This window comes from Pseudomonas pergaminensis (genome assembly GCF_024112395.2).
Taxonomy (GTDB): Bacteria; Pseudomonadota; Gammaproteobacteria; order Pseudomonadales; family Pseudomonadaceae; genus Aquipseudomonas; species Aquipseudomonas pergaminensis.
Map to the genome: position 1 here is coordinate 2,011,065 of NZ_CP078013.2, position 19,186 is coordinate 2,030,250.

Below are 19,186 nucleotides of genomic sequence, written 5' to 3' on the forward strand. Positions count from 1 at the left end.
AGCAAGCCCGCTCCCACAGAGATCCAGTTCCCACCGTTATTGAGAGTGCCCCATGACTACCTTGCACGCTGAAGCAGTGGGTAAAAGAACTTGGCCGCAATACCTCGGCTGGGGCCTGTTCCTGGTCCTGCTGGCCTGGGCCTGGCACGGCGCGGAAATGAACCCGCTGGCGCTGTACCGCGATTCCGGAAACATGGCGACCTTCGCCGCCGACTTCTTCCCGCCCGACTTCCACGAATGGCGCTCCTACCTCAAGGAGATGATCGTCACCGTACAAATCGCCCTCTGGGGCACGGTGCTGGCCATCGTCTGCTCGGTGCCGCTGGGCATCTTGTGCGCCGACAACATCACCCCCTGGTGGGTACACCAACCGCTGCGCCGGGTGATGGACGCGTTCCGCTCCATCAACGAAATGGTGTTCGCCATGTTGTTCGTCGTTGCGGTCGGCCTGGGTCCGTTCGCCGGCGTATTGGCCCTGTGGATCAGCACTACCGGCGTACTCGCCAAACTGTTTGCCGAAGCCGTCGAAGCCATCGACCCAGGCCCGGTGGAAGGCGTGCGTGCTACCGGCGCCAGTGCCCTGCAGGAAGTGATCTACGGCGTGATCCCCCAGGTGATGCCGCTGTGGGTGAGCTACGCGCTGTACCGCTTCGAAGCCAACGTGCGTTCGGCCACGGTGGTGGGCATGGTCGGCGCGGGCGGGATCGGCGTGATCCTCTGGGAAAACATCCGCGCCTTCCAGTTCGTACAAACCTGCGCGGTGCTGCTGGTGATCATCGTGGTGGTGAGCTTGATCGACGTGCTGTCCCAACGCCTGCGCAAGCAGTTCATCTGACCTCGGAGGGGTGCCCGCGCGGCGCTTTTTTTAAGCATGCAGTTGTCTAGACAAGAGGAGCCGGTGTACCGCGAACTCGCGGACATCCTGCGCCGTGAACTCAGCAGCTACCAGGCCGGTGACTTCCTGCCCGGCGAAGTGCACATGGCCGAGCGTTTTGGCGTCAACCGCCACACCTTGCGCCGCGCCATCGATGAGTTGGTGTTCGAGGGCAGCCTGTTGCGCCGCCAGGGCAAGGGCACCCAGGTGCTCGACCGCCCGCTGATTTACTCGATGGGCGCCGAGACCTCCTACAGCCAGTCGCTGTCGGCCCAGGGCGTGGGCGTGCAGGCGCTGTTGCTCAAGCGCCGCTACTGCTACGCCAGCCGCGATGAAGCACAGCACCTGGGCATCGCCGAAATGGCGCCGATGATCGAGCTGCAAACCCTGCGCAAGCTCGACCACCAGCCCGTCAGCCTGATCCGCCATCGCTACTGCGCCAGCCGTGCGCCGTTGCTGGCCGACTACAACGGCGGTTCCTTGCGCCAATACCTGCGCGAACGTGACCTGCCGCTGACCCGCACCCAAAGCCTGATCGGTGCGCGCTTGCCCAACCGTGATGAAGCCGCGCTGCTGCTGATGCCTCGGCACTTGCCGGCCCTTACCGTCTTTACCCTTTCCTGCGATCGCGACGGCCGCCCGGTGGAGCTGGCGCAGTCCACCAGCCGTTCGGATCGCTTCCAGTACCAAGTGGTGACCTGATGGAGACCTTGATGAATCTGTCCCCGCGTCAGCATTGGATTGGTGTGCTCGCCCGCGCCCAACTCAGTGAACTGCAACCTCACGAAGCCGCGTTGAAAGACGCGGAATACCAACTGATCCGTGCCCCGGAAGTCGGCATGACCCTGGTGCGTGGCCGCATGGGCGGCAATGGCGCGCCATTCAACGTCGGCGAAATGAGCGTGACCCGCTGCGTGGTGCGCCTGGCCGATGGCCGCACCGGCTACAGCTACCTGGCCGGGCGCGACAAGGTCCATGCCGAGCTGGCCGCCCTGGCCGACGCTCACCTGCAAGGCACTCAACCCAGCATTTGGCTCAGCGATTTGATCACCGCGCTGGCCAGTGCCCAGGCTCAGCGCCGCGCGCAAAAAGAAGCCGACACCGCGGCCACCAAGGTCGAGTTCTTCACCCTCGTGCGAGGAGAAAACTGATGAATGCGCAACTGTTGCAACCGGCGTTTGTCGACCCGGTGCTGGATGCCCAGCGCGGTTTTCGTGCGGCCCTCAAAGCCTTGGCAGAACCCGGTTTGATCCAACACCTGCCGTCCGCGCCGCGCCTCGATGGGCTGGCGCCGGCCACCTATGCACTGTGCCTCGCGCTGCTGGACGGCGACACGCCGCTGTGGCTTTCACCGAGCTTCGACACGCCGCTGATCCGCGCCAACCTGGCCTTCCACTGCGGCTGCCCGTTGACGTCGAATCGCGAAGACGCGGCCTTCGCGCTGCTCGGTGAACAGGACCTGCTCGACCTCAGCGGCTTCGACCACGGCAATGACCGCTACCCCGACCAGTCCTGCACCTTGCTCGTGCAGCTCACCGACCTGGAGTCCGGTCGCGGCCTGCTCTGGCGCGGCCCGGGCATCAAGGCCCAGCGTCAGGTGCACCTGCCGGTGCCACAAGCCTTCTGGCAGGAACGTCAGCGCCGCGAAGCCTTCCCCCGTGGCCTGGATGTGTTGTTTGCCGCCGGCCATCACCTGATCGGCCTGCCACGCAGCAGCCGCATCGCAGAGGAGCACGCCTGATGTACGTAGCCGTCAAAGGTGGCGAACAGGCCATCGACAATGCCCACCGCCTGCTGGCGAAAAAGCGCCGGGGCGACACCGCGATTCCTGAATTGAGCGTGACGCAAATCCGCGAGCAATTGCCATTGGCCGTGGCGCGGGTGATGACCGAGGGCTCGCTGTTCGATGAGGAGCTTGCCGCGCTGGCGATCAAGCAAGCGGCGGGGGACCTGGTGGAAGCGATCTTCCTGCTGCGTGCCTACCGCACCACGCTGCCGCGCTTCAGCCCGAGCCTGCCGATCGATACCGCGCACATGTCGCTGAGCCGGCGCTTGTCGGCCACGTTCAAGGACGTGCCGGGCGGTCAATTGCTCGGCCCGACCTTCGACTACACCCATCGCCTGTTGGATTTTGCACTGCTGGCCGAAGGTGAATATCCAGGCCCGCAAACCACGCCCGATGCGCGCATCGAAGCCTGCCCACGGGTGCTCGGCCTGCTCGCCAAAGAAGGCCTGATCAAGAATGAAGCCGACGACAACGCCACCGTCGCCGACATCACCCGCGACCCGCTGGAGTACCCCGCCAGTCGCGCCGAACGCCTGCAAGCCCTGGCCCGAGGCGATGAAGGTTTCCTGTTGGCACTGGGCTATTCGACCCAACGTGGCTACGGTCGCAACCACCCGTTTGCCGGCGAGATCCGCATCGGCGATGTGGAGGTGTGGATCGACCCGGAAGAATTGGGTTTTCCCATCTGCCTGGGCAGCATCGAGGTGACCGAGTGCGAGATGGTCAACCAGTTCGTCGGCTCGGCCACCGAGTTGGCGCAGTTCACGCGCGGGTATGGCCTGGCGTTCGGGCACGCCGAGCGCAAGGCCATGGGCATGGCGTTGGTCGACCGCTCGCTGCGCGCCGGGGAATACAACGAAGAGATCGTCTCGCCGGCCCAGCGTGAAGAGTTCGTGCTGGCCCACTGCGACAACGTCGAGGCCGCCGGCTTTGTCTCGCACCTCAAATTACCGCACTACGTGGACTTCCAGTCCGAGCTGGAACTGATCCGCAAACTGCGCCAACCCGCCGAGGGCTCCCGCCATGAATGAAACGGCCTACAACTTCGCCTACCTCGACGAACAGACCAAACGCATGATCCGCCGCGCCTTGCTCAAGGCCGTGGCGATCCCGGGTTACCAGGTGCCGTTCGGTGGCCGCGAGATGCCATTGCCGTACGGTTGGGGCACCGGCGGCATGCAATTGACCGCCGCGATCCTGGGGGATGATGACGTGCTCAAGGTCATCGACCAGGGCGCCGACGACACCACCAACGCCGTCTCCATCCGCCGTTTCTTCGCCCGTACCGCTGGCGTCGCCACCACCGAAGCCACACCGGACGCCACGGTGATCCAGACCCGCCACCGCATCCCGGAGACGCTGCTGCAGGCTGGCCAGATCATGGTCTACCAAGTGCCGATCCCCGAGCCGCTGCGCTTCATCGAACCGTCGGAAACCGAGACCCGCACCATGCACGCCCTCAACGATTACGGGGTGATGCACGTAAAGCTCTACGAAGACATCGCCACCTTTGGCCATATCGCCACCAGCTACGCCTACCCGGTGATGGTCGACGAGCGCTACGTGATGGACCCGTCGCCGATCCCTAAATTCGACAACCCCAAGCTCGACATGAGCCCAGCGCTGATGCTGTTCGGCGCCGGTCGCGAAAAGCGCCTGTACGCGGTGCCGCCGTATACCCAGGTCACCAGCCTCGACTTTGAAGACCACCCGTTCGAAGTACAGAAATGGGAGCACAACTGCGCCCTCTGCGGCAGCCATGATTCGTTCCTCGATGAGCTGATTCTGGACGATGCGGGAACCCAGAGTTTTGTCTGTTCCGACACCTGGTATTGCGCCCAACGGGTTCTGGAGAACAACCAATGAGCCAGGTTCTTTTGAAGCAAAAAGCCGGCGCACCGCTACTGCAAGTGCGTGACCTGTCCCTGTTGTACGGCCCGGAGAAGGGCTGCCAGGGCGTGAGCTTCGATTTGTACCCCGGCGAAGTGCTGGGCATCGTCGGCGAGTCCGGCTCGGGCAAGTCCACCTTGCTCTCGCTGTTGAGCGGCCGGTTGCCACCGCAGGCGGGGAGCATCGGCTACCGCAGCAAGGACGGCGAATGGCTGGATTTGTACAGCGCCAGCGAAGCCGCGCGCCGCACCTTGCTGCGTACCGAATGGGGCTTTGTCGAACAAAACCCTCGCGACGGTTTGCGTATGGGCGTGTCAGCCGGCGCCAACATCGGCGAGCGCCTGATGGCCCAGGGCGTGCGCAATTACACGCAACTGCGCGGTGCCGGTCTCGATTGGCTGAGCCAGGTGGAAATCGACCCGCAACGCATCGATGACCTGCCGCGCACCTTCTCCGGCGGCATGCAGCAACGCCTGCAAATCGCCCGCAACCTGGTGTCGAGCCCGCGCCTTGTGTTCATGGACGAGCCCACCGGCGGCCTCGACGTGTCGGTGCAAGCGCGTCTGCTCGACTTGCTGCGCAGCTTGGTTCGCGAGTTGGATCTGGCCGTGGTGATCGTCACCCACGACCTGGCCGTGGCGCGCCTGCTGGCAGACCGCTTGATGGTGATGCGGCGCTCGCGGGTGGTGGAAACCGGGCTCACCGACCAGATCCTCGACGATCCACAGCACCCTTACTCTCAACTGTTGGTGTCTTCGGTATTGCAGCCATGATGAATGCCTTGATCGAGGTCCGTGACCTCTCGAAAACCTTCACCCTGCACCAGCAGAACGGCGTGGTACTCAATGTGCTGCGTGGGGTGGAGTTCAGTGTGCAGGGCGGTGAATGCCTGGTGCTGCACGGCCAGTCCGGCGCGGGCAAGAGCACCTTGCTGCGCACCTTGTACGGTAACTATTTGCCAGCGGGTGGCAGCATTCGCGTGCGCCATTCGGGCGAGTGGCTGGAGTTGGTCGGCGCCGAGCCGCGCGACATTCTCCAGGTGCGCCAGCAGACCCTGGGCTACGTCAGCCAATTCCTGCGGGTGATCCCCCGCGTGGCCTGCCTGGATGTGGTGATGGAGCCCGCCCTGGCCCGTGGCTGGTCGAAAGCCGATGCACAACAGCACGCCGAACATCTGCTGACTCGCCTGAATATCCCTCAGCGTCTGTGGCAACTGGCGCCCGGTACGTTCTCCGGTGGCGAGCAACAGCGCGTGAATATCGCGCGCGGATTCATGGTGGCCTGGCCGGTGATGCTGCTGGACGAACCCACCGCGTCCCTGGACGACAACAACCGCCAGGTGGTGCTGGAACTGATGAACGAAGCCAAGGCCGGGGGCGCCGCGCTGATCGGCATCTTCCACGATCGCGCCGCCCGTGAAGCGGTGGCCGACCGCCATTTCGACATGACCCCCACGCCCGTTGCCGCAGAGGAATACGCCCATGCCCGCTGAACAGATCCTCAGTAATGCCCAGATTGTCATGGCTGATCGCATGTTCCTGGGTTCGGTGGTGCTGCGCGACGGCAAGATCGTCGACCTCGCCGAAGGCCGCAGCCAGTTGCCCCAGGCCCAAGACCTGGGCGGTGATTTCCTCTTGCCGGGCCTGGTGGAGTTGCACACCGACAACCTGGAAAAACACATGACCCCGCGCCCCGGCGTGGACTGGCCGTCGACGTCGGCCGTGCTGAGCCACGATGCGCAGATCATCGCAGCGGGCATCACCACGGTGTTCGACGCGGTGTCCATCGGCGACGTGAACCCCAAGGGCAACCGCATGAAGAAACTGCCGGCGATGCTCGACGCCATCGCCCAGGCGGAAGGCGCCGGCCTGACCCGCGCCGAGCACCACCTGCACCTGCGTTGCGAGCTGTGCCACCCGGACACGCTCAGCGTGTTCCGCGACCTGGTGGAAAACCCGCTGGTGCAACTGGTCTCGGTGATGGACCATTCGCCGGGCCAGCGCCAGTTCGTGCTCGAATCCAAGTACCGTGAGTACTACATGGGCAAGTACCACCTGAACGACGAAACCATGGACGCGTTCATCGTGCTGCAAAAGGCCAACTCCCTGGCGTACAGCGACCGCTATCGTGCGGCGATCGTCGAGCATTGCCTGGCGCGTGGCCTGTCGGTGGCCAGCCATGACGACGCGACCCTGGCCCATGTGGAGGAGTCGGCGCGCTACGGCATGACCATCGCCGAATTCCCCACCACCCTGGAGGCCGCGAAGGGCTGCCAGGCGCTGAACATGAAAGTCTTGATGGGCGCGCCGAACGTGGTGCGCGGTGGGTCGCACTCGGGTAATGTGGCCGCCGCGGGCCTGGCGGGCGAGGGATTGCTGGATATACTTTCCAGCGACTACTACCCGGCCAGCCTGTTGCAGGCTGCGTTCGTGCTGGCCGACCAGCAGGACGGCGGCGACTTGTCGCGGGCGGTCAAGATGATCAGCCTGGCGCCCGCACAAGCGGCAGGCCTCAAGGATCGCGGCGAAATAGCCCTTGGCCTGCGTGCCGACCTGGTCCAGGCCCGCAGCCGCGAAGGGCTTCCTGTGGTGCAACAAGTATGGCGACAAGCGAAGAGGGTGTTTTGATGGCAGGCAGGTTGATCTATCTCATCGGGCCTTCCGGCTCGGGCAAGGACAGCCTGCTGGACGCCGCACGCCCCCGTTTGGCCGAGCGCGGTTGCCGCATTGTGCGCCGCGTCATCACCCGCTCGGCGGAAGCGGTGGGCGAAGCAGCGCAGGGCGTAAGCCCCGAGGCATTTGCGACGATGCAGGGCGAGGGCGCGTTTGCCCTCAGTTGGCAGGCCAATGGGTTGTCCTACGGCATTCCCAAGGAAATCGACGACTGGCTGGCGGCGGGTGACGACGTGCTGGTCAACGGCTCGCGCGCGCACCTGGCGCAGGCGCGCGAACGCTACCCGACGGCGTTGGTGCTGCTGCTGACGGTGGATCAGGCGGTGTTGCGCCAACGCTTGATCGCACGCGGGCGTGAGGCGCTGACGGACATCGAAGCGCGGCTGGCACGCAATGCGCGGTTTACCGCCGAGCTGATTGCCGGCAACGGGGCAGGGTTGTTTGTGCTGGATAACTCCGGTCCGCTTGCTCATACGGTCGAGCGCCTGCTCTGCTGCCTCGACCACGGTCATTCGGCATGCGCCTGACCCTGCTCGGCACCGGTGACGCGCGGCAAGTCCCGGTGTACGGCTGCGAATGCCCCGCGTGCGGTCTGGCGCACAGCGACGAAAGCCTGCGCCGCCGCCCGTGCAGTGCACTGATCGAATGCGGCGACCAGCGCTGGCTGATCGACAGCGGTTTGCCCGACCTCACCGAACGCTTCCCGCCGCGCAGCTTCAACGGGATTTTCCAGACCCACTACCACGCCGATCATGCCCAGGGTTTGCTGCACCTGCGCTGGGGGCACGGGTGGGTGATTCCGGTGCACGGCCCAGCGGATCCGGAGGGGTTGTCGGACTTGTACAAGCATCCTGGCATCCTGGATTTCAGCCAGCCCCTTGCCGAGTTTGAAACACGCCAATTTGGCGAGTTGAGCGTCACAGCGTTGCCGTTGCAGCATTCCAAGCTAACCCTGGGCTACCTGCTGGAAGGCGAGGGGCGACGCATCGCCTACCTCACCGACACCGTCGGTCTGCCACCGGCAACCCTGGCCTGGCTGCAACGCGAAGCGCTGGACGTGCTGGTGCTGGATTGCTCCATGCCGCCGCAGCCGCAAGCGCCGCGAAATCACAATGACCTGACGCTGGCGTTGCAGAGCATCGAGGACACCGGCGCGCAGTTGGGCGTATTGACCCATGTAGGGCATACGCTGGACGCCTGGTTGCTGGAACATCGCCGCGAGTTGCCACGGCATGTCACGGTCGGCTGGGATGGCCGGATCATCTGAACACCCCCAACCGCGTAGGAGCCGGCTTGCCGGCGCCTACAGGTGATCGGTATTCGATTCACTCGACGGATACAGGACGGCGCTACGCCATTAACCCTTCAACGTATTCGATAAACGCCTTGGCCTTGGCACTCGGCATTCGACCCGTCGGTAGTACCGCCCAGAGATCCTTCGGCGGGAGTTCCCAGTCGGTCAACACAGCTTTCACCTCGCCCCTGGCCAATTCCGGGCCGAACATCCATTCGGACGTCATCGCCAGGCCGTGGTGGGCGAGCACGCCAGCGCGCAAGCCTTCGGAAGAAGTGACGCGCAAGCGCCCGCGAGCAGCTATGGCGTGCTCGTGCGGGCCTTGTTTGAAGGGCCAGAGCGGGCTCTCCCCGAGGCTGTAGATCACGGCCTGGTGGTTGAGGATATCCGCCGGGCTTTGTGGCTCGCCGAAACGTTCGAAGTAGGCCGGTGTGCCGAACACCCGGCTTGGGCTTTGGCCTAGCCGGCGAGCAGTAAGACCGGAGTCACTCAGGTTGCCGATACGCAGGGCGACGTCGATGCCATCTTCAACCAGGTTGAGGATGCGGTCGTCGAGCAACACGTCGATGTTCAGGCCAGGGTGCTGGTCAAGGAAGGGTCCCAGATTGGGAATGATCCGCATGCGGGAGAATGTCACGCCGGCGCTGACCCGCAGGTTGCCCGTTAATCCTGCACCCGCGCCACGGGCGGCCTCGTCAGCTTCGTCGGCTTCGAAAATCGCGCTCTTGGCTTTTTCGAAAAACGCCAGGCCTGCCTCGGTGGGCGTCAGGCCCCTGGTCGAACGCAGCACCAACCGCACGGCCAGGCGTGCTTCCAATTGCGCGATGCTTTTGGACACGGCGGGCTGGCCGATGCCCAGGCGCTTGGCAGCGGCCGAGAAAGAGCCGGTCTCAACGACGTGAACGAAGGTTTCCATGGCAGTGAGACGGTCCATCGGGTGTTCCTGTTGGCTGGGCGGCGCTCAAGCCTAAGACGATGGGCTGCCGGTGTCATGCGTTTCCCGTAGCGTACTTTCAATATTCAGTAAAACAGCCGTCAGTCAGGCGTGTGAATTTTGTGCTTGAGTAAAGATAACTCCAGGGTTACTTTTATTCAGGCCAAGCCAAGGAGGCTCGGGTGCAAAGCAGGTTATTGATCAAGGAACTGCAAGAGGCAGGTTGGGTGCTGGATCGGGTCACGGGAAGTCATCATATTTTTACCCATCGCTATAGCCCGTACACCCTTCCAGTGCCCCATCCAAAGAAGGACTTGCCGCTGGGCACCGTCAGAAGCATCAGGAAACGCGCCGGCTTGTTTCAGTTTTAAGGAGAACATTCATGCAATACCCAATCTGTATCGAATGGGGCGATGACTTCACTGCCACCGGTATCCAGATCCCCGATATCCCAGGTGCAGTCACCGCCGGGGACAGTTTTGAAGAGGCGTACAACGCCGCCGTGGAAGTCGCGCACATCATGCTGCAAGAGATCGCCGCAGAGGGCGGGACGATTCCGATGCCCACGTCGGTCGCCCAGTACCATGCCCACGAGGACTACGCCGGGATGGGCTGGGGCATGTTGGAGCTGGACGTCACGCCCTATCTGGGCAAAACCGAGAAGGTCAATGTGACCCTGCCCGGTTATGTCATCCAGCGCATCGACCGCTATGTGCGAGAGCACAAGGTCAAAAGCCGCTCGTCATTCTTGGCGGACGCGGCATTGGAGAAGTTGGTGCGGTCCTAGGGCAGTCAGGCCATGACTGGGCAGCAACGCGAACGGCTGGAGGCGAGGCTGTCAGATAAGGGCGGTACTTTCGCCTGATTTTATTCAAGTATGTTTGGTTGGTTTCCTAATGTTTGAAATTAAGATCCTGACTGAATTTAGTTGTTTGTTCACAAGGTTTTTCGTGCGGAAAATCAAGTGTCTATCGATTTTAGTATGTCGAGATAACAGGTTTTCTAATGGCAGTGGTGTGTTTTTTTTACGGGTGTGTTTATTAAGCGGTATTGCAAAACAATAGGGGTGGCGAAGGGGTGATTAATTTGGGAGTTTTATTCACCTGACAACGGATGGGTCAGCGTTTGTATTTCACCTACATGGACGGATTGCTCTTCACCACCCAGAGTATTAATCGTCATGCATATTCCGGTCAGGCAGCCTTCCCAGCAACCGCCTGCGCACCCGTCGCACGCCCTGTTGTCAGCGTTTGATAACGGCGCTTTCCGATGGCCAAGTAATAAGAGTTCGTTAAATACCGATCAGGCGGCTAAGCAGATAACGCGAGGTAACTTCAAGTTTCATGATCGAAATCGAGACGGTAAAGTTGTGGTGAGCTTTAGTTTCTCTAGCGGTTTTACCGCGCATCAGAAAGAACGTGCCCGGCAGGTATTGAAGTCTTATGCCGACGTTGCCAACATTTCCTTTATCGAAAACAGTGCCCATGTGGATGGGGCCATTGTCATAAGAGGCATGCCGGGTTCCTGGTCGGGCTGGGCGGACTTTCCCAACCAGTACCAATCGAACGTAACGGCAAATGTAGGCACAGGAGGCGCGGGCGCCAACCCTAAAGTGGGCGGTCACTTCTTGTCCTTGTTGGTCCATGAATTGGGGCACACCCTGGGCCTAGAACATCCGGGCCGTTATAACGGCGGTGGAAGTTATGAGTTCAATGCTGACTATGCGCAGGACACCAAGGCCCGCAGCGTCATGAGCTATTGGTCGGAGCGTAAGCAACCGGGGCATGACTTCAACCGACAGCAACCGGCTGCGCCCATGATTGACGATATTGCGGCCCTCCAGCGCCTGTACGGGGCGAATATGCGCACTCGTAATACCAACACTGTTTATGGGTTCAACTCCAACACCGAGCGTGAGCACTACAGCCTCAAGAGCGCCCGCGACGAACCCGTGTTCAGCGTCTGGGATGGCGGCGGCGAGGACACCCTGGATTTTTCCGGCTTTGGCCACAAACAAAATATCAACCTCAATGCCGAGGCGTTTTCGGATGTCGGGGGGCTACGGGGGAACGTGTCGATCGCCAAGGGCGTGGTCGTGGAGAATGCCATTGGCGGTTCCGGCAGCGATTCGTTGACGGGTAACCACGCCAATAACCGCTTGAAGGGTGGAGGCGCCAGCGACACGTTACGCGGCGGTGCAGGTGCCGACACGTTTGTGTACGACCGCGTCAGCGATTCAACACCGCAGGCACCTGATTTTATCCAGGACTTCACCAGCGGCAGCGACAGAATCGATGTGGCCGGCGTACTTCGAGAGGCGGGTCTCACGTCGTTGACCTTCGCTGATGCCCTCAGTGGGCGTGCGGGCGACGCCGTGCTCAGTCACGACGCGGCAACTGGGCGCTCCACACTGTCTGTGGATACCAAGGGCAAGGGTAAGGCTGACCTGTTGATCACCAGCCAGGGTGAAATCAAGCAGGCGGATGTGATCTGGAGCGGTGAGAGCGCGGCCGTGACGCCCTTACCCACGCTCGAACCCACGGCTGAGCCCACTCCAGAACCGGAACCTGATCCCGGGCCAGACTCCACGCCAGAACCGGTTCCCCACCCGGCTCCAGGGTACGGTCCCGGGCTGCTAGAGCGGGTGGGCAAACAAATACTTTCAGGTATCTCGAGCGCCGCGAAGTGGATATTCGGGTGGTTCCGGTAAACGCTTGGAAATGTCAAGACTGTCACCAGTCGTTAACAGTTTCTAAGAACAGAAGTTGATATAAATTTTAATCGGTTATTTGTTTTCAGTGAATGGCCAGCGTTTCACTTTGTATAAGTAATGTGCTTGTTTGGCGTATTTATTACGTGCGATTTTGCAGCTGAGTTAATAGTGTGCTTGTTAATAAGTTGCTCTTGTGTAGAGCGTTGTCTTGTTGCTACTGAAAATCCAGAGGGCGGTTCATGAAAACAACAAATGTTCCCACGGTTGCGAGCACGGCTGGGGCTTTAAATTATCACGCTATGAGATCGGCGATGGGTCAAACTTCCTACACGACGGATCAGGCCGCGAAACATCTTACTCGAAGGGGGCTTAAATGGAGGGATAAAGACAACGATGGGAAAGTCGACCTTTCTTATACGTTGGACGCGAGATTCACCTCCGATCAGAAGGCGCGGATCAGGGAGAGTCTCAAGTCCTGGGCGGAGGTGACCAACGTGACGTTCAAGGAGAATACCCAAGGGCGTGATGGCTCCCTCAATATCTCAGCCATACCAGGATTCGGTGGGGGCGTCGCGTCCCTGCCCACGGGGAACTCGGTGGGATCGGTAAATATCGGTACTGGCGGTGCTGATGGAAAGCTGGAACATGGGACGCAGTTTGATCTGGTAGCGGTCCATGAACTCGGTCATGCCCTTGGCCTTGAGCATCCTCACGGAGCGGGCCCGAGTTATCAGGAGGACTCAACCGCCTACACCGCCATGAGCTACCGCAATGCGTCTTTTGGCGATCATCCTTACAACGGGAAGAAAATCGCTGCCCCCATGCTGCACGATATCGCTGCGGTGCAGAGGTTATACGGTGCGAACACCGATACTCGAAAAACCAACACGATCTACGGTTTCAATTCCAATACCGGTCGAGACTTCTACAGTCTTGAAAGCGCCAAGGACAAACCTGTTTTCAACGTTTGGGACAGTGGTGGGATCGATACCCTGGACTTCTCCGGTTTTCGCCAAAATCAGAAGATCAACCTGAATGCCGAATGCTTTTCGGACGTCGGAGGCATGAATAACAATGTTTCCATCGCCAAAGGCGTCACGGTGGAAAATGCTGTCGGTGGTTCCGGTGATGACACCCTGATCGGTAACGAGGTCGGCAATCGCCTCAAGGGTGGGAATGGAGTGGACAGGCTTGAAGGCGGGGGCGGGGCAGATGTTTTTGTCTTTGAAGGCGTCGCAGATTCCACGCCAGAGTCGCCTGATCAGATTCTGGATTTTGTCAGCGGCACTGACAAAATAGGCCTGTACGAGTTGTTGAACCGCGCTGCCTTGAAACATCTTTATGTGGTTGATTCCTTTACCGGCCGTGCTGGCGATGCCGTGTTGAGCTACAACGAGAGCACCGCTGAGGGAAGTTTGTCTATCGACATGACAGGGAATGGAAAGCCCGACTTTCAGGTGAAAAGTAAAGGGAAAATTCATTACATGGATTTGTTGGTCACGCCTGAGCCAGCCATCCCAATCGAACCCACGCCGACCTCAACCAAAGGTACGCCGACAGCGACGGATCCAACCCCTCCTTCAACGTCCGATACGCCAAGGACAAAAAGAGAGGGCGATACAAAAGACGCTAGGGACGGCAAGACGCACACCTACAATTCTGCTTCTGAATCGAACTGCCGCAAGTTCGATACCTTGGATGACTTCATAAGTGGCAAGGATAAGCTTGATATCTCCAACATGGCTGCAAAGTCGGGAGTCACGTTGACACAGGTAGAAAGGTTCTCGGGTAGGGCGGGTGAGGTCTACATCAGGAAGTCATATGAAGACGATCGGTACTGGGTTGCCGTTGATTTGGATGGAGACCAGTACACCGATTTTCTTGTCAACAGTCCTAAGGTGATAAGGGCCGGGGACATTGTGGGGATGAAGTTGAACTCAGCCTATTATCGGTCGCTATCCTCACGTACTTGAGGGCACTGCGTCGTCTTGGGCGATGACCCAGCCAAAGCTGCCCTACATCACTGGCGGGCGGCTTTGGCAGAAGGCGCCAATACCTCAGGCAGTTGCTACTGACGTCTCACGGGAAGCACTCAGAAAACGCAGCAACGCCACCAGCGGGAATGCACTGCCCACTAGCATCACTCCCAGCCAGCCGCCATGTTCATACACGCTGCTGGCAATCGCCGAGCCGAAGGCGCCGCCGATGAAAATACTGGTCATGTACAGCGCGTTCAGGCGGCTGCGGCTGTTGGCGTCCAGGGCGTAGATGGCGCGTTGGCCGAGCACCATGTTCATCTGCACACAGAAGTCCAGGACCACGCCCGTCACCGCCAGGCCGATCACGCTGTACAACGGGTGCACGAAAGCCGGCAGGAAACTCAGCGCGGCGAACAGCATGGCCAGCAGCGAAGCGCGGTGGGTGTGACCGGCATCGGCCAGGCGGCCGGCGATGGGGGCGGCGATAGCGCCCAGTGCACCGACCAGGGCGAACAGGGCGATCTCGCTTTGGCTCAGGCCGTGGTTGCGCGCCAGTTCCAGTGGGGCGGCGGTCCAGAACAGGCTGAAGGTGGCGAACATGCAGCCTTGGTAGAACGCTCGTTGGCGCAATACCGGCTGCTCACGCAGCAAGGTGCCGAGGGAGCGCAACAGTTGACCATAGCTGGCGCTGTGGTCGGGTTGGCGCTTGGGGATGGTGATCAGCAGCACCACGCTGATAAACGCCATCAACGCCGCCGCCGCCATGAACATCGCGCGCCAGCCGAAGTGGTCCGCCACCACGCTGGACACCGGCCGTGCCAGCAGGATACCGAGCAACAGGCCGCCCATGATGCTACCGACCACCCGGCCACGGGACTCGGCGGGCGCCAGGTGCGCGGCCAGCGGAATCAGGATTTGCACCGACACCGAACTGAAACCGATCAGCAGCGACACCAGCAGGAACAGGTTCGGCTGCTCGGTGACCGCTGCACCCAACAGGCTGACGATGGCGAGCACGGTGGTGGCAATCATCAGCTTGCGGTTTTCCAGCAGATCACCCAACGGCACCAGGAAAAACAGGCCCAGGGCGTAGCCGATTTGCGTCAGCGACACGATCAGGCTGGCCATGGCGGGTGTGAGGCCGATGTCCGGGGCTATCAGTTCAATGATCGGTTGTGCGTAGTAGATGTTGGCAACGATGGCACCGCAGCAAAACGCGAACAGCATCACCATGCTCCGGGTCATGGTGGTTGTAGCGTGGGACGTAGCGTTCATGGTGTTCTCATAAAAGCGAAGGAAAGTGGTGCGAGCCTAAAGACAACACCGTAGCCCGGGTAGGCCGCTGGCAGTGATAACACTCATGCCCGGTAATGATGAGTGAATCGTTAACTTTCTGCGCGAAGGGTGATGATACATTCAGGCACAACTGCCGAAACAGGAAATTGATGGTCATGAAAATCACGTTGAACAAAATGCTCCTGGCTTCCACGCTCGCCGCCGCCATGGCTGTGGGCCTGGCCCAGGCTGCCGAAGCCCCACGCGTAGGTGTACGCGGCGCCATTACGGCGATGGAGGGCGATGCGATGCACGTCAAGGTCAATAGCGGTGAGGAGGTCATCGTGCACCTCACCCCGGCCACCCAGGTGCGCGCAGTCACCCTGGCCAAGATCGATGAGATCAAGCCGGGCAGCTACATCGGCTCCGCCGCCATGCCCAACGCCGACGGCAGCCTGACGGCGCTGGAAGTGCACGTGTTTCCACCGGCCATGGCCGGCACCGGCGACGGGCATCGTGCATTTGATTTGAAGGAAGGCAGCAGCATGACCAACGGCACCGTCGGCGACCTGGTGGTCAGCAACGGGCGGACGTTGACCGTGAAATACAAAGGCGGCGAACAGAAGATCGTGGTGCCGGAGGACGTGCCGATCGTCAACCTGGAACCGGGTGACCGCAGCCTGCTCAAGCCGGGGGTAAAGGTGGTGTTGTTTGCGGCGCAGGGGGCGGATGGGACCATTACCGCGCAGGCCATCTCAGCCGGTAAAGATGGTGTGACACCGCCAATGTAAAGTCTGGCGCAGAACCAAATGTGGGAGCGGGCTTGCTCGCGAATGCGGTGGATCAGCCAATGAATCTGTTGACTGACACACCGCATTCGCGATCAAGCCCGCTCCCACTGTTTTACCGCGTTTATTCAGTTATTGACCGGAGTAGATCTGGTCAAACACCCCACCATCATTGAAGTGGGTCTTCTGCACGGTACGCCAGTCACCAAAGGTCTTCTCTACCGACAGGAAGTCGACTTTCGGGAAGCGGTCGGTGTACTTGGCCAGCACTTTCGGGTCACGTGGACGCAGGTAGTTGTTGGCGGCGATTTCCTGGCCTTCCGGCGACCACAGGTATTTCAGGTAGTCCTCGGCGGCCACGCGGGTGCCTTTCTTCTCGACCACTTTGTCGACCACCGACACCGGCGGCTCGGCTTCGGCGGAGACGCTTGGGTAGATCACTTCGAACTGATCACGGCCGAATTCACGGGCGATCATCTCGGCTTCGTTCTCGAAGGTCACCAGCACGTCGCCAATCTGGTTGGTCATGAAGGTCGTGGTGGCGGCACGGCCGCCGGTGTCCAGCACCGGTGCCTGTTTGAACAACTTGCCGACAAAGGCCTTGGCCTTGTTTTCGTCGCCGCCGTTCTTCAGCACATAGCCCCAGGCCGACAGGTAGGTGTAGCGCCCATTACCCGAGGTTTTCGGGTTGGGCACGATCACCTGCACGCCGTCTTTCAACAGATCCGGCCAGTCTTTCAGTGCTTTCGGGTTGCCTTTGCGCACGATGAATACGGTGGCGGAGGTGAACGGTGCGCTGTTGTTCGGCAGGCGGGTGACCCAGTTGTCCGGCACCAGTTTGCCGTTGTCGACCAACGCGTTGATGTCGGTGGCCATGTTCATGGTGATCACGTCAGCCGGCAGACCGTCGATCACCGAGCGCGCTTGTTTGCTGGAGCCGCCGAAGGACATCTGCAGGGTCAGTTTGTCGTTCGGGTGCTCGGCTTCCCAGTGTTTCTGGAAGGCGGCGTTGTAGTCCTTGTAGAAGTCGCGCATCACGTCATAGGAGACGTTGAGCAGTGTGACGGGGGCGGCCTGGACGGCGCCCGCCAGGGCAAGGCCGGCGGCCAGGAGGGAGGCGCTAACGAGTTTTTTCACTGCTCATTCCTTGTTGTTCGAGAAGGTGGTCGATTGAGTAGGGGCAATTTGCCAGCGACTATAGCGGGCGCCGCATAGACGTTTAAAGATTAAAACGTACTTTGCTTATTCCACTTTACGGAAAAGGTTACTCCCGCAGCGCGAGCAGAAGGCGGCATTCGGCTCATGGCTGTTCTTCTTGCACACTGGGCAGTCGGTTTGCAGCTGTTCGCCGCGCATGGCACTCGCCAGTTCAGCGGTGAAAATACCGGTGGGCACGGCAATGATCGAATAACCGGTGATCATCACCAGCGACGAGATCACCTGGCCCAGCGGCGTCTTTGGCACGATGTCGCCAAAGCCCACGGTGGTCAGGGTCACGATGGCCCAGTAGATGCCCTTGGGAATGCTGGTAAAGCCATGCTCCGGGCCTTCGATCACGTACATCAAGGTGCCGAACACCGTGACCAGCGTGCACACGCTGACCAGGAACACCACGATCTTCTGCTTGCTGCCGCGCAGCGCCGCCATCAGGTAGTTGGCCTGCTTGAGGTACGGACTGAGCTTGAGCACGCGGAAGATCCGCAGCATCCGAATGATGCGGATAATCAGCAGGTACTGCGCGTCGCTGTAATACAGCGCAAGGATGCCGGGGACGATGGCAAGCAAATCCACCAGCCCATAAAAGCTGAAGGCATAGCGTAACGGCTTGGGCGAGCAATACAGGCGCAACCCGTATTCGATCAGGAAGATCAGCGTGAAGCCCCATTCGATATAGGCCAGCACATCGGCGTAGTTCTGGTGTATCTGGTCGATGCTGTCGAGCATCACGATCACCAGGCTGGCGAGGATGATCAGCAGCAAGATGCCGTCAAAGCGCCGCCCGGCGACCGTGTCACTTTGAAAAACCATGACGTAGAGCCGCTGGCGCCAGTCGTTGTTGCTGTCCATAAATCCCGCCTGAAACGAAGTTCGAGCAAGCCTAGGGGGATTCGAAGGGCCTGTCCATGCGGGGTTTCTGAAGCACGCGACCGCCTGCGCGCACCAGCCAGCAGGCGAGGATGAACGGTGCGGTCAATGCCGGCAGGTGCAGGGCGGCGAAGCCTGGGGTGAGAAGGATCGCCAGCAGGATGCCGAGCAGCGGCAACCAGGGGTGGCGACGCACCTGGCTCAGAGCCAGCGCCGCCAATGCCGGGTTGTAGCTGTGCAGGCCGAGCAGGGCGCTGGCGGGTTCTTGCAGCCACAGCGCTATCAGCACGCCGGCGGCGGAGCCGACCAAGGCCCATACGGCGGCGCGGCGGTTGGCCAGCCACAGGCCCAGTGCAATCAAGGCACCGGCCACTGGCTGGTCCAGCAGCATGATTTGCGCCAGCCCGATGAAGGGCGCGGTGAGCGTGGCCAGGGTGTCGGGTTCGCTCAGGCTAAAGGTGCTGTCAGGCACTGTGCCTATCAGCAACCAGCCGAGCAGGACAAACGGCGCGGTATAGGCCGGCAAGTCATCCGGCTGGCTGGCGTGCTTCAACCATTGCCGCGTGAGGATCGCACTCAAGCCGCCGCCCGCCAGGATCAGCGGCGGCAGCAAGGCCGACCAGGCGAAGTGCTGGCTGATCAACAAGCCCAGCAGCACGCCGTTGTAGCTATACAGCCCGGCCTGGCGCTCGGCCTTGGGATAGCCCCGGCGCTGGGCCGTGAGCAAGCCCGCGACGCCACCCAACAAGGCGCCGCCGAGCAAGGTCGGCGCGCCGATCAGGATCGCCAGCAGGCACAGCAGGCCGCACAGCGGCTGGCGTTGCAGGAAGATCTGGCTGAAGCCGTTGAGCAGCGCTTCGGCCCAGTCGGGGCAGGTGGGGTTGTGCATGGTGGTT

21 protein-coding genes are annotated in these 19,186 nt (G+C 61.0%); 16 read left to right on the top strand and 5 right to left on the bottom strand.

The genetic code is table 11. The features are described 5' to 3' along the window. The first annotated feature begins 52 nt into the window (after positions 1-52). From phnE to phnP, 11 genes are read left to right on the top strand one after another with little or no spacing between them, the layout of a single operon-like run. Positions 53-835, top strand: a complete 783-nt coding sequence (gene phnE, locus KUA23_RS09225; protein WP_058427920.1) for a phosphonate ABC transporter, permease protein PhnE — start codon at positions 53-55, stop codon at positions 833-835. A gap of 36 nt (positions 836-871) precedes the next feature. After that, the gene (gene phnF / locus KUA23_RS09230; RefSeq protein WP_252993805.1) at positions 872-1,576 is read left to right on the top strand and encodes a phosphonate metabolism transcriptional regulator PhnF; all 705 of its coding nucleotides are present in this window, start codon (positions 872-874) and stop codon (positions 1,574-1,576) included. 11 nt (positions 1,577-1,587) lie between these two features. Further along, entirely contained in the window at positions 1,588-2,025 is a 438-nt protein-coding gene (gene phnG, locus KUA23_RS09235) for a phosphonate C-P lyase system protein PhnG (protein ID WP_252993806.1), read from the top strand. Then, positions 2,025-2,615: a phosphonate C-P lyase system protein PhnH gene (gene phnH / locus KUA23_RS09240; protein ID WP_078047598.1), complete on the top strand. Its 591-nt coding sequence runs from the start codon at positions 2,025-2,027 to the stop codon at positions 2,613-2,615. The genes phnG and phnH overlap by 1 nt, the downstream gene beginning before the upstream one ends. Next, the gene (locus KUA23_RS09245) at positions 2,615-3,691 is read left to right on the top strand and encodes a carbon-phosphorus lyase complex subunit (protein WP_100491201.1); all 1,077 of its coding nucleotides are present in this window, start codon (positions 2,615-2,617) and stop codon (positions 3,689-3,691) included. The genes phnH and KUA23_RS09245 overlap by 1 nt, the downstream gene beginning before the upstream one ends. Further along, entirely contained in the window at positions 3,684-4,526 is an 843-nt protein-coding gene (locus tag KUA23_RS09250) for an alpha-D-ribose 1-methylphosphonate 5-phosphate C-P-lyase PhnJ (protein ID WP_252993807.1), read from the top strand. The genes KUA23_RS09245 and KUA23_RS09250 overlap by 8 nt, the downstream gene beginning before the upstream one ends. After that, entirely contained in the window at positions 4,523-5,323 is an 801-nt protein-coding gene (phnK, locus tag KUA23_RS09255; protein WP_252993808.1) for a phosphonate C-P lyase system protein PhnK, read from the top strand. Before KUA23_RS09250 ends, phnK begins: the two co-directional genes overlap by 4 nt. Beyond that, positions 5,323-6,042, top strand: coding sequence for a phosphonate C-P lyase system protein PhnL (gene phnL / locus KUA23_RS09260; RefSeq protein WP_252994266.1), 720 nt, complete (start codon positions 5,323-5,325; stop codon positions 6,040-6,042). Before phnK ends, phnL begins: the two co-directional genes overlap by 1 nt. After that, positions 6,032-7,177 carry an alpha-D-ribose 1-methylphosphonate 5-triphosphate diphosphatase gene (locus KUA23_RS09265; protein ID WP_214498150.1) on the top strand — a complete coding sequence of 382 codons (1,146 nt, stop codon included), beginning with the start codon at positions 6,032-6,034 and terminating at the stop codon, positions 7,175-7,177. The genes phnL and KUA23_RS09265 overlap by 11 nt, the downstream gene beginning before the upstream one ends. Continuing rightward, the gene (gene phnN, locus KUA23_RS09270; RefSeq protein ID WP_078047604.1) at positions 7,177-7,749 is read left to right on the top strand and encodes a phosphonate metabolism protein/1,5-bisphosphokinase (PRPP-forming) PhnN; all 573 of its coding nucleotides are present in this window, start codon (positions 7,177-7,179) and stop codon (positions 7,747-7,749) included. Before KUA23_RS09265 ends, phnN begins: the two co-directional genes overlap by 1 nt. Continuing rightward, complete coding sequence (phnP, locus tag KUA23_RS09275) at positions 7,740-8,489, top strand: phosphonate metabolism protein PhnP (RefSeq protein ID WP_252993809.1); 750 nt, start codon at positions 7,740-7,742, stop codon at positions 8,487-8,489. Before phnN ends, phnP begins: the two co-directional genes overlap by 10 nt. An 82-nt stretch (positions 8,490-8,571) precedes the next feature. Here the strand turns inward: phnP and KUA23_RS09280 are convergent, their stop codons facing one another. After that, positions 8,572-9,450, bottom strand: a complete 879-nt coding sequence (locus tag KUA23_RS09280) for a LysR family transcriptional regulator (RefSeq protein WP_078047606.1) — start codon at positions 9,448-9,450, stop codon at positions 8,572-8,574. 182 nt (positions 9,451-9,632) lie between these two features. Between KUA23_RS09280 and KUA23_RS09285 the strand changes: the two genes are divergently transcribed. The 4 genes from KUA23_RS09285 to KUA23_RS09300 all read left to right on the top strand — a co-directional run bounded on the left by KUA23_RS09285 (position 9,633) and on the right by KUA23_RS09300 (position 14,136). Further along, complete coding sequence (locus tag KUA23_RS09285; protein WP_073859991.1) at positions 9,633-9,821, top strand: type II toxin-antitoxin system HicA family toxin; 189 nt, start codon at positions 9,633-9,635, stop codon at positions 9,819-9,821. Between the two features lie 11 nt (positions 9,822-9,832). Continuing rightward, a complete protein-coding gene (locus KUA23_RS09290; RefSeq protein WP_078047607.1) occupies positions 9,833-10,237 on the top strand; it encodes a type II toxin-antitoxin system HicB family antitoxin in 405 nt (134 codons plus the stop codon). Positions 10,238-10,630: 393 nt separating this feature from the next. Then, positions 10,631-12,160 (top strand): M10 family metallopeptidase C-terminal domain-containing protein, encoded by a 1,530-nt coding sequence (locus tag KUA23_RS09295; RefSeq protein ID WP_252993810.1) that lies wholly within the window; start codon positions 10,631-10,633, stop codon positions 12,158-12,160. A 242-nt stretch (positions 12,161-12,402) separates the two neighbouring features. Beyond that, positions 12,403-14,136, top strand: a complete 1,734-nt coding sequence (locus KUA23_RS09300) for a M10 family metallopeptidase C-terminal domain-containing protein (RefSeq protein ID WP_252993811.1) — start codon at positions 12,403-12,405, stop codon at positions 14,134-14,136. An 84-nt stretch (positions 14,137-14,220) separates the two neighbouring features. Here KUA23_RS09300 and KUA23_RS09305 read toward each other — a convergent pair whose 3' ends face one another. Beyond that, entirely contained in the window at positions 14,221-15,417 is a 1,197-nt protein-coding gene (locus KUA23_RS09305; protein WP_078047610.1) for an MFS transporter, read from the bottom strand. Positions 15,418-15,593: 176 nt separating this feature from the next. Here KUA23_RS09305 and KUA23_RS09310 point away from each other — a divergent pair, with 176 nt between their 5' ends. After that, a complete protein-coding gene (locus tag KUA23_RS09310; protein ID WP_078047611.1) occupies positions 15,594-16,208 on the top strand; it encodes a DUF5666 domain-containing protein in 615 nt (204 codons plus the stop codon). Positions 16,209-16,337: 129 nt separating this feature from the next. Here KUA23_RS09310 and KUA23_RS09315 read toward each other — a convergent pair whose 3' ends face one another. From KUA23_RS09315 to KUA23_RS09325, 3 genes are all read right to left on the bottom strand, one after another. Further along, entirely contained in the window at positions 16,338-17,342 is a 1,005-nt protein-coding gene (locus KUA23_RS09315) for a sulfate ABC transporter substrate-binding protein (protein ID WP_033897617.1), read from the bottom strand. Between the two features lie 105 nt (positions 17,343-17,447). Further along, positions 17,448-18,272 (bottom strand): ion transporter, encoded by an 825-nt coding sequence (locus KUA23_RS09320; RefSeq protein WP_028615697.1) that lies wholly within the window; start codon positions 18,270-18,272, stop codon positions 17,448-17,450. Between the two features lie 31 nt (positions 18,273-18,303). Next, a complete protein-coding gene (locus tag KUA23_RS09325) occupies positions 18,304-19,179 on the bottom strand; it encodes an urea transporter (protein WP_099492432.1) in 876 nt (291 codons plus the stop codon). Between the last annotated feature and the right edge of the window lie 7 nt (positions 19,180-19,186).

What these genes read in the sequence shown, in the direction of transcription:
- phnE (WP_058427920.1), top strand. Translation starts at nt 53, where the DNA reads ATGACTACCTTGCACGCTGAAGCAGTGGGTAAAAGAACTTGGCCGCAA.
- phnF (WP_252993805.1), top strand. Translation starts at nt 872, where the DNA reads ATGCAGTTGTCTAGACAAGAGGAGCCGGTGTACCGCGAACTCGCGGAC.
- phnG (WP_252993806.1), top strand. Translation starts at nt 1,588, where the DNA reads ATGAATCTGTCCCCGCGTCAGCATTGGATTGGTGTGCTCGCCCGCGCC.
- phnH (WP_078047598.1), top strand. Translation starts at nt 2,025, where the DNA reads ATGAATGCGCAACTGTTGCAACCGGCGTTTGTCGACCCGGTGCTGGAT.
- KUA23_RS09245 (WP_100491201.1), top strand. Translation starts at nt 2,615, where the DNA reads ATGTACGTAGCCGTCAAAGGTGGCGAACAGGCCATCGACAATGCCCAC.
- KUA23_RS09250 (WP_252993807.1), top strand. Translation starts at nt 3,684, where the DNA reads ATGAATGAAACGGCCTACAACTTCGCCTACCTCGACGAACAGACCAAA.
- phnK (WP_252993808.1), top strand. Translation starts at nt 4,523, where the DNA reads ATGAGCCAGGTTCTTTTGAAGCAAAAAGCCGGCGCACCGCTACTGCAA.
- phnL (WP_252994266.1), top strand. Translation starts at nt 5,323, where the DNA reads ATGAATGCCTTGATCGAGGTCCGTGACCTCTCGAAAACCTTCACCCTG.
- KUA23_RS09265 (WP_214498150.1), top strand. Translation starts at nt 6,032, where the DNA reads ATGCCCGCTGAACAGATCCTCAGTAATGCCCAGATTGTCATGGCTGAT.
- phnN (WP_078047604.1), top strand. Translation starts at nt 7,177, where the DNA reads ATGGCAGGCAGGTTGATCTATCTCATCGGGCCTTCCGGCTCGGGCAAG.
- phnP (WP_252993809.1), top strand. Translation starts at nt 7,740, where the DNA reads ATGCGCCTGACCCTGCTCGGCACCGGTGACGCGCGGCAAGTCCCGGTG.
- KUA23_RS09280 (WP_078047606.1), bottom strand. Translation starts at nt 9,450, where the DNA reads ATGGACCGTCTCACTGCCATGGAAACCTTCGTTCACGTCGTTGAGACC.
- KUA23_RS09290 (WP_078047607.1), top strand. Translation starts at nt 9,833, where the DNA reads ATGCAATACCCAATCTGTATCGAATGGGGCGATGACTTCACTGCCACC.
- KUA23_RS09295 (WP_252993810.1), top strand. Translation starts at nt 10,631, where the DNA reads ATGCATATTCCGGTCAGGCAGCCTTCCCAGCAACCGCCTGCGCACCCG.
- KUA23_RS09300 (WP_252993811.1), top strand. Translation starts at nt 12,403, where the DNA reads ATGAAAACAACAAATGTTCCCACGGTTGCGAGCACGGCTGGGGCTTTA.
- KUA23_RS09305 (WP_078047610.1), bottom strand. Translation starts at nt 15,417, where the DNA reads ATGAACGCTACGTCCCACGCTACAACCACCATGACCCGGAGCATGGTG.
- KUA23_RS09310 (WP_078047611.1), top strand. Translation starts at nt 15,594, where the DNA reads ATGAAAATCACGTTGAACAAAATGCTCCTGGCTTCCACGCTCGCCGCC.
- KUA23_RS09320 (WP_028615697.1), bottom strand. Translation starts at nt 18,272, where the DNA reads ATGGACAGCAACAACGACTGGCGCCAGCGGCTCTACGTCATGGTTTTT.
- KUA23_RS09325 (WP_099492432.1), bottom strand. Translation starts at nt 19,179, where the DNA reads ATGCACAACCCCACCTGCCCCGACTGGGCCGAAGCGCTGCTCAACGGC.